This is a genomic window from Sedimenticola sp. (genome assembly GCF_050289425.1).
Classification (GTDB): domain Bacteria; phylum Pseudomonadota; class Gammaproteobacteria; order Chromatiales; family Chromatiaceae; genus Sedimenticola.
Window position 1 is genome coordinate 21449 of the sequence record NZ_JBNKFS010000031.1, and the last position, 6081, is coordinate 27529.

Sequence of the window (6081 nt, forward strand, 5' to 3'; positions counted from 1 at the left end):
GATCAGGAACAGCCGCCACCCTGAGCGGCACTAGAGCCACAGCTACCACAACCGCCGCCCTCGGCAGGCTTAAGGTTGTTGAACACAAAGCTGGCGTTACCCTGTCCGTGATCGACAAAGTCGATCTCGACGCCTTCCAGGTGACGCATGGTCTCGCCGTCCACAATCACATCAAAACCGACAGCATTCAGTATGTAGTCGGTGTCGTTTACCTGGTCGGTAAAGGTCATGCCGAAACTGATGCCGCTGCAACCACCCGGGGTGGCATACACACGTATCCCCTTTACCTCTTCTTCAACCTGCCCTACCAGCTCAGCCATCTTGCCCTGTGCCGCTTCGGTCAGACTGAGCTCTTCCTCTCTCAGCAGGTTAGTGGTTGCTTCACTCATCGGTTTCTCTCCAAACGAAATCTTCAGTACAGCGCGATACTATACCAATATCAAATTTCATTAACCATTGATATTTTAGTGAATTTACTGCCTGCAAGGGGCAGTGAAGCTAAAGCTGCTTACGATTGGCCAGCTCGTACAGATGTCGTTCGGCATCCAGCAGATGCTGCCCCCAATGCTCCTGGTAACCACAACACCAGTCATCGAAGGCGCGTTCCGGTTCACGTTGCTCTTCCAACAAGTGCAAACCGTGTTTCAACTCGCAGTAGATATCCGTTAGGTCGTCGGCCAGACTCCCGGACATTCCCTGCTCATCCGGCGCCACATCAAACTCCATCCAGTAGGCATCACGATGTCCCAGCAGGCGCCGCAACTGGGCAAAACGTTCAAAGCGCTCGTCCAGATCGGGATTGAAATAGTCGGCGCTGCGCGGTGGCGCACCGAGCGCCGTCACGGCGGCATGTAACTGCGGCAACAGGGAAGAAAGCTGCCGCAGCCAACTGATATCCGTTTCGTCGGCTGACTCAATCAGTGCACAATAATCTTTGGCCAATCGGGACAGTTCGTTCATTTGCTTATCCATATCTTCACCAATTGGGATACTTCAGCTGTAGAGCTAACCTCAACTGCTGTCATTCCACTCCTCCACCCCTGGCGCTGCCACCATTCCCGGTATAGAGGTATTCAGTGAATGCTGGTTTAATTGTAGTCGATGAATCGGCTGTTTTTGAAATAATCCCCCACGCCCAAGCCGCGGGCAGGCAGTGATAAAGAGTCATGCAGAATATTCCCAAACCGATCGTGCTGAGTATCGCCGGACACGACCCCAGCGGAGGTGCCGGTATACAAGCCGACATCGAAGTCCTTGCCGCATTAGGCTGCCATGCCGCGACGGCGATCAGCTGTCTGACTATCCAGGACAGCCGGAATGTGCATGAACTGATACCGCTACAATCGGCCCTGCTCACCCGACAGGTTGAAACCCTGTTGACGGATTACGCCATCGACGCCATCAAGATCGGCCTCATCGGTAGCGCCGATGCGGCGATGGCTATCGGTAAACTGCTACGCCAACATCCCCACATTCCCGTAGTGCTGGATCCGATTCTGGCAGCCGGAGGCGGTACAGAGCTGGCCAGCGAGGCGCTGCTGCAGGCGATGCTTGAAGAGATCATTCCGCACACCCTTATTACCACGCCCAACTCGCAGGAGGCACGACGCCTGACCCGGCGACCCCAGCTGGAACAGTGCGCGCACGACCTGATCTCCCGTGGCTGCCAGGCGGTACTGATCACCGGTACGCACGAAGCGGGGACAGATGTCGTCAATACGCTCTATCGGCAAGACGCGCCCCCTCACAGCAAACACTGGCCGCGACTCGAAGGCTCTTATCACGGCTCTGGCTGTACGATCGCTTCGGCCATTGCGGCCGGACTGGCCAAAGAGCTACCCCTGGTAGTGGCGGTCAGCCAGGCACAGCAGTTCACCTGGGATAGCCTAAAGGCCGGCTGGCGGCCCGGCAAAGGCCAACAGATACCTGACCGCCTGTACTTTATTGAGAGGGACCAGCTTGTCTAAGCCGACCCCACTACGGGGACTCTATGCCATCACCCAGCCCCATCCGGAGGGTTTTTCCGCCCTGCTCAGGCAAGTGGAGACCGCCCTCAGCAGCGGGGTAAAAATCCTCCAGTACCGGGACAAACTGCCCGGAGGTGAACGTCGACGATCAGAAGGCCGCATACTGCTGGAACTGTGCCATCAACAGGACGCCTTGCTGATCATCAACGATGACGTCAGCCTGGCCGGCGCCATCGGCGCCGACGGTGTCCATGTGGGTAAGACGGATAGCAATATCACCGCCGCTCGTGACCAGTTGGGCAACGAGGCCATCATCGGTATCTCTTGCTATAACCAACTGCCTTTGGCCGTAGCGGCCCAGACAGCCGGCGCGGACTATGTGGCGTTCGGACGCTTCTTTCCATCCCTCACCAAACCCGACGCCGTGCAGGCAGAGGTTTCGTTGCTGCGTGAGGCAAAGCAATCACTCCGGATTCCGGTGGTTGCCATCGGTGGCATAACCCCGGAAAATGGCCACACGCTAATCCAGGCCGGCGCAGACATGCTGGCCGTCATCAACGGCATTTTTGGCACCCAAGACATTGCCGCCAACTGCCATCGTTTCAAACAGTTATTCGACAGTTCGGAGAGCCCCGCACCATGACCGCAGCACACGATCGTTTCATTCAGGCCCAGCAGCATATTCCAGGCGGAGTGAACTCGCCGGTGCGGGCATTCAAAGGGGTCGGCGGCGATCCGGTCTTTATCGACCATGCCGAGGGGGCGTACATTTATGACCCCGAGGGCAAACGCTACATCGATTACGTCGGCTCCTGGGGACCGATGATTCTGGGCCACGCCCATCCGGAGGTATTGGATGCCGTCTCGCACGTCATCCACAAGGGCCTCTCCTTCGGCGCCCCGACCCAGATTGAGACCGACATGGCGAATCGCGTGTGCGAGCTGGTACCTTCCATGGATCTGGTACGCATGGTCAGCTCCGGCACCGAAGCCACCATGAGCGCCATTCGCCTGGCACGCGGCTATACCGGCCGCGACAAAATCGTCAAATTTGAAGGTTGCTACCACGGCCACTCGGACTCCCTGCTGGTGAAGGCCGGTTCCGGCATGCTGACCCTGGGCGAACCCAGTTCACCCGGCGTGCCCGCTTCCCTGGCGGAACACACTATTACGCTCAACTACAACGATATAGATCAGGTACAGGCCACCTTTGCCGAGATCGGTGAACAGATCGCCTGCATTATCGTTGAGCCGGTAGCCGGCAATATGAACTGTATTCCACCGATACCCGGCTTCCTGGAGTGTCTGCGTACGGTATGCGACCAATCTGGTACAGTACTGATCTTTGACGAAGTGATGACCGGCTTTCGCGTCGCACTGGGCGGTGTACAGGGGCTGTATGGCATCACCCCTGATCTCACTACGCTGGGTAAGGTAATCGGCGGCGGTATGCCGGTTGGCGCCTTTGGCGGCAAACGGGAAATCATGGAAAAGATATCCCCGCTGGGGCCTGTCTATCAGGCGGGCACGCTGTCCGGCAATCCGGTCGCCATGACCGCCGGACTAAAAACGCTGGAACTGATTGCAGAGCCCGGTTTCTATGATCGGCTCACCCAGCGTACCACCGAACTGCTGGACGGTATCCAGGCAGAAGCCGATGCCGCCGGGGTAGCTATCAGCACCAACCAGGTGGGGGGTATGTTCGGACTGTTCTTTACCGGAGCCGGCAAGGTAACAAATTTCGCCCAATCCATGGCTTGCCATCAGGAGCAGTTCACGACCTTCTTCCATGCGATGCTGGAACAAGGCGTCTACCTTGCTCCATCCGCATTTGAAGCCGGCTTTGTCTCCGCCGCCCATAGCGGAGACGACATTGCTGCAACCGTCAGCGCGGCGGGCGAGGCGTTTAAAAAAATCCGATGAACATGGCCAAAGCGATGTACTGCCAACGCGGATAATGATCCCGTCTCCGACCTAGGGTACTCCACGGGACTAGACATCACACATAAAAAGCCGGTGACACAAACGCGTCACCGGCTTTTTTACATTGAAACAGAAAAGCTCAGTTCATCTTCTGTTTCATGGCGGCATCCTGCATCTTCATCTGCAGTTTCACTACCGGTACCTTCAGCGCCATTTTACTACCGTCCTCAAACACCAGTGACAGATCGATCTGCTCACCCGGTACCAGCGACTGCTGCAGACCGATCATCATGACATGCAGGCCACCCGGCTGCAGTTTCACGTTCTGCCCGGCGGGTAGATCAATTTTCTCCACCTGGCGCATGCGCATCATGCCATCGGACATCGTATGGGTATGCAACTCAACCGCCTTGGCAGCAGGGCTCTCGACACCTTTCAAAACGATATCGTTAGATGAAGTATTGGTTAACGTCATGAAGCTGGCACTATTCGTTTGACCAGGCGGCACGGCCCGCACATAGGCATCGGCGACAGTCACCTGTTCTGCCGCGCCGGCAAACAGCACACCGGAAAAGCCAAACAGTGTTGCGAGTAACAGGGTTGAGCGGATGATGTTACGCATGGGTTCTCTCCTAAGTACAACTTTAATGGGCATTGAGGGCTGTCCTGATCGCGGTCAGAATCTCGCTGGGCTGCGTGCCATGACGAATGGTTGAATACAGGTGGCCTTGGCGATCCACCAGATATAGGTCTGCCGAGTGGTCGACCACGTAATCGGTAGCCGATGCCTGCTTGACCAGCCGATAGGCAGCACCAAACTGTGCCGCAATACGACTTAGCTGGTCAGGGGTGCCGGTGATACCGAGAATACTGGGATGGAAGTACTCGCCATAGCTCTTTAAGTGCTCCAGGGTATCGCGCCCAGGATCAACGCTGATAAAAAGCGGCCGCACCTGACGCAGCTCATCCGCCGTCAGCTCATCCAGCGCGGCGCTCAGGAAACCCAGACTGGTTGGACAGACATCCGGACACCAGGTATAGCCAAAATAGATAATCAACACCTGGCCGCGCAGGGTACGGGTGTCCACCGCCCCCTTATACGAATTCAAGACAAAATCGCCGCCCTTCGGCGCCTCGGCGATGGCCGGAGATACGGCCGGGGGTTTTGTGGTTTCAGGTTGCGGTTGCCAGAAAAACAGCACGCCCGTCAGCGCACCCGCCAATAGCAGCACCAAACCGATCGGCAACCCCTTATTCACCGCCGACCTCCCGGCAGGACAGCCCCTTCCTTGGCAGTGATGAAACGAAATGGCGCGGCTAACAGCCCCCTGGGCGTCGTGACGAGCACGCGAGCCTCCCACTCCATCGCGACACGCACACAGACCGGTAACATACCAGCACCGGTGAATAAACCTGCCCCTTGCGCTTGCAGTTTCGGGCGGTTGAAGCCCATGTTCATTTCAAGACCGACAAAATCGACTTCAACCTGTGTCGCCTCCACACCCTGAACGCGCACTTCAAGATCGAGCGGTTTCACCAGCGGAATACCGGGTGTCTTGATAGCAAAACTGACCTGCCCACCTCCGGGCAAATCCGAACGGCAGGGGCCTGCACGCAGATCACACTCAGGGTTCAGGTTTGCCGTACCGCCTACTTGCGGATGGAGTATCGGCAGCGCCTTGTAGGCGGCAAGGCCGGCCAGCGCCACAAAGAGCACCCCGACCACGGCCCAGAGTATGGTTGTCGTTTTCGTCACAAAACACCTCATATGTGAACACAGCACTATGCTAGAAGGAGATGGGCAGCCCAGCAATTGACGACTATCAAGGGAATTCGAACGCGCGAAACAGACCCCGTTATTGAGGCATCACGCTGGCCATATCACACAGCAGTGCGTGATATGACCCAATTTTTTCTCGCTGACCGGCGACTCTGTTGAAGGACAGGTACGCTGAGTTAAGGCAAATCGCTGCGTCTAAAGTGGAAAAAACCCAATGTCGCACAAGCGGTACCGAGAAGAATGGGATAGGCCAACGCGTAGGCGATATAACCGGCCTGCCCGAAGGTATCAAGGATGACATAGGCCGATGGCCCCAGCAGGACCAATTGTGGATCAAACAGCATCATGGTCGCGGTACGGAATACCTGCATCGGATTAACCAATGCAATGGCAACCGCAGTCTCAGCCGGC

Annotated in this window: 8 protein-coding genes and 1 pseudogene; 3 read left to right on the forward strand and 6 right to left on the reverse strand. The window is 56.9% G+C overall.

Features of this window, described 5'->3' with window-relative positions:
• Positions 1-2 precede the first annotated feature (2 nt).
• A complete protein-coding gene (locus ACQY5R_RS16840; RefSeq protein WP_428610334.1) occupies positions 3-389 on the reverse strand; it encodes a HesB/IscA family protein in 387 nt (128 codons plus the stop codon).
• Positions 390-498: 109 nt separating this feature from the next.
• Complete coding sequence (locus ACQY5R_RS16845) at positions 499-972, reverse strand: DUF5063 domain-containing protein (RefSeq protein ID WP_428610335.1); 474 nt, start codon at positions 970-972, stop codon at positions 499-501.
• A 194-nt stretch (positions 973-1166) separates the two neighbouring features.
• On the opposite strand from ACQY5R_RS16845, the gene thiD reads away from it, so the two are divergent.
• The 3 genes from thiD to hemL are packed head-to-tail and all read left to right on the forward strand — an operon-like array spanning position 1167 to position 3890.
• Positions 1167-1967 (forward strand): bifunctional hydroxymethylpyrimidine kinase/phosphomethylpyrimidine kinase, encoded by an 801-nt coding sequence (gene thiD, locus ACQY5R_RS16850; RefSeq protein WP_428610336.1) that lies wholly within the window; start codon positions 1167-1169, stop codon positions 1965-1967.
• Positions 1960-2610, forward strand: coding sequence for a thiamine phosphate synthase (gene thiE, locus ACQY5R_RS16855; protein WP_428610337.1), 651 nt, complete (start codon positions 1960-1962; stop codon positions 2608-2610). The genes thiD and thiE overlap by 8 nt, the downstream gene beginning before the upstream one ends.
• Complete coding sequence (gene hemL / locus ACQY5R_RS16860; protein WP_428610339.1) at positions 2607-3890, forward strand: glutamate-1-semialdehyde 2,1-aminomutase; 1284 nt, start codon at positions 2607-2609, stop codon at positions 3888-3890. Before thiE ends, hemL begins: the two co-directional genes overlap by 4 nt.
• A gap of 139 nt (positions 3891-4029) precedes the next feature.
• Here the strand turns inward: hemL and ACQY5R_RS16865 are convergent, their stop codons facing one another.
• From ACQY5R_RS16865 to ACQY5R_RS16880, 4 genes and pseudogenes are all read right to left on the reverse strand, one after another.
• Entirely contained in the window at positions 4030-4512 is a 483-nt protein-coding gene (locus tag ACQY5R_RS16865; protein WP_428610341.1) for a copper chaperone PCu(A)C, read from the reverse strand.
• A 22-nt stretch (positions 4513-4534) separates the two neighbouring features.
• Complete coding sequence (locus tag ACQY5R_RS16870; RefSeq protein ID WP_428610342.1) at positions 4535-5149, reverse strand: SCO family protein; 615 nt, start codon at positions 5147-5149, stop codon at positions 4535-4537.
• Positions 5146-5646 carry a hypothetical protein gene (locus tag ACQY5R_RS16875; RefSeq protein ID WP_428610343.1) on the reverse strand — a complete coding sequence of 167 codons (501 nt, stop codon included), beginning with the start codon at positions 5644-5646 and terminating at the stop codon, positions 5146-5148. The genes ACQY5R_RS16870 and ACQY5R_RS16875 overlap by 4 nt, the downstream gene beginning before the upstream one ends.
• A 200-nt stretch (positions 5647-5846) precedes the next feature.
• A pseudogene (locus tag ACQY5R_RS16880) lies at positions 5847-6081 on the reverse strand (ABC transporter permease); the annotation flags it as partial.